This window comes from Carboxylicivirga litoralis (assembly GCF_025499605.1).
GTDB classification, from domain to species: Bacteria; Bacteroidota; Bacteroidia; order Bacteroidales; family Marinilabiliaceae; genus Carboxylicivirga; species Carboxylicivirga litoralis.
On record NZ_JAFMVC010000082.1, the window covers coordinates 1 to 1,996 of the forward strand.

Annotated in this window: 1 protein-coding gene; it reads left to right on the top strand. The window is 41.1% G+C overall.

Annotated features, from left to right (window positions below):
* Positions 1-1,938 (top strand): hypothetical protein (locus J1N10_RS21455; protein WP_262328645.1); only part of this gene is annotated, 1,938 nt, incomplete at its 5' end.
* Positions 1,939-1,996: the final 58 nt, after the last annotated feature.

Sequence of the window (1,996 nt, forward strand, 5' to 3'; positions counted from 1 at the left end):
GGTAAACGTTTCAACCACCTTATAAAAAAGGCAAACGGACAGGACACATTTATAAAAAACGGCAACGTAATTGAAACCGTTGAAAGTTGTATTGACATTATCGGTACACATTTTCGGGAAGTCGAGGAACTGGCAAGTATGCTGCAAGGTGATTCTCTCAAAGAAACTTGCCGAAACATCTTCAACTTTTCATACAACTATTTGCAGTACCATAAAGATGATGACGGAACGGAACAGCTCCGTACTCCATCACGTTCCTGGTTAGACGGACAAATCAAATTCAAACAGAAAGGCAAATCAGATGCAGGGATTGACTGTGATGATTACAGCATTTTTGTGGGTTCGCTTTTAAAGTGTTTGGGTATTCCCTTCAAGCTCCGTATTACCAAGTATGACGGTAAAAAGAACTTTCAGCATATCTATGTGATTGTTCCTGCCGTTGGTGATTCCGAAGATGAAATTGTTATTGACCCTGTTCTATCAAAGTTCGATTATCAAAAGCCATACAGCTTTGAACGGTCTGATTTTGATATGTCACCATTGCAATTGGCAGGGCTTCGAGGTATTGATGGTATCACAGGCACAAGTGCTTTAGGTTTACCAATATCAGTTTTATCAGGTATTGATTTAGCTGGTGGTCATCAGGCACAAGCCAACCATGAAGACCTTATTGCCATTGTTTCAGGTGTTGACTTTGACGATGCCATAAACGGCTTGGGTGATGCGGAAGATGCCACCTACAACTATTTAGTCCGTACCCGGAATTATCTTTTAAAAAATCGGGATAACAAGGATAAAATGGCTCACGTCCAAAACCCTGACCAATTCATTTCCATGTTGGACCAGGCAATCAAGTTTTGGAATACTCCACAGCGTGATGCCGTATTGGACAAGCTATCGGATATTGAAGAAAAGCTTGCCGAAAAAGGTCTGATAAAATACGATTCAGAAGCCATCCAGGGATTGGCTGAATTAGATGAGCTGGACGATAAAATGGACGGCTTGGGAAGAAGAAAAAGACGTAGAGGTCGATTCTTCAAAGCAATAAAACGTGTCGGTAAAAAGATTGGCAAAGTAGCCAAGAAAGTAGTTAAGGCAATTGTAAGATTTAATCCTCTATCTATCGCAATTAGAGGCGGATTATTGGCAGCCTTACGCTTAAACATGTTCGGTATAGCTAAGAAGCTTCAATACGCTTATTTACCTGATGAACTTGCAAGCAAATACAACATCGACCCGGCAAAACATGCCAAACTGAAAAAGACACATGGCAAGGTTCGTAAGCTATTTAAAGGTTTACAGGGTAAAGAATCCAACCTTAGAAAAGCAATCCTGAAAGGTGCAAAGCAAAAGAGTTCCGACTTCTCACTTAAAGGAATTGACGGTTTGCTTGCCGATTTGAAAGGTTTGGAAGCCATTGGCGAATTGGCAGAATTGGGCAATATGGGTGCTGTTGCCACAGCAGCCTCAGTAACCGCAGCTAGTGGTGTGTTGGCAAAAATTGGAAGCTGGTTAAAGCCTATCAAAAACATCTTTACAAAGGTTAAGAGTAAATTCAAAAAAGCAGCTCCTGCAACAGAAGCGGTATCTCAATTTACCAATCAGGCAGCTCCAACAACCGAGGCTTATGCTCCACCAACAAACAGCGTGATGCCTCCATCAAATAGTATCATGCCACAATCAGGCAGTTACACTCCACAACCCATTATGAAATCCGGGAACTACACACCACAATCAACTACAACGAATCCTACTGCATCAGGCAAAAAGAAACTGAGCAAAGGGGCAAAAGTCGGTATCGGTTTAGGTGTTGCAGCCCTTTTAGGTACAGGAGCTTATCTCATGTTCCGCAAAAAAGACAGCACTCCGGCTAAACGGAAGTCATCCCCTAAGAAAACTACCAATAAAGAAGATTTAGGAAGCATCAAGCTTCAATAAATAATTGTGAATCAATAATTAAAATTTAGAAAACATGGCAGTTAAAAAATCAACGTCA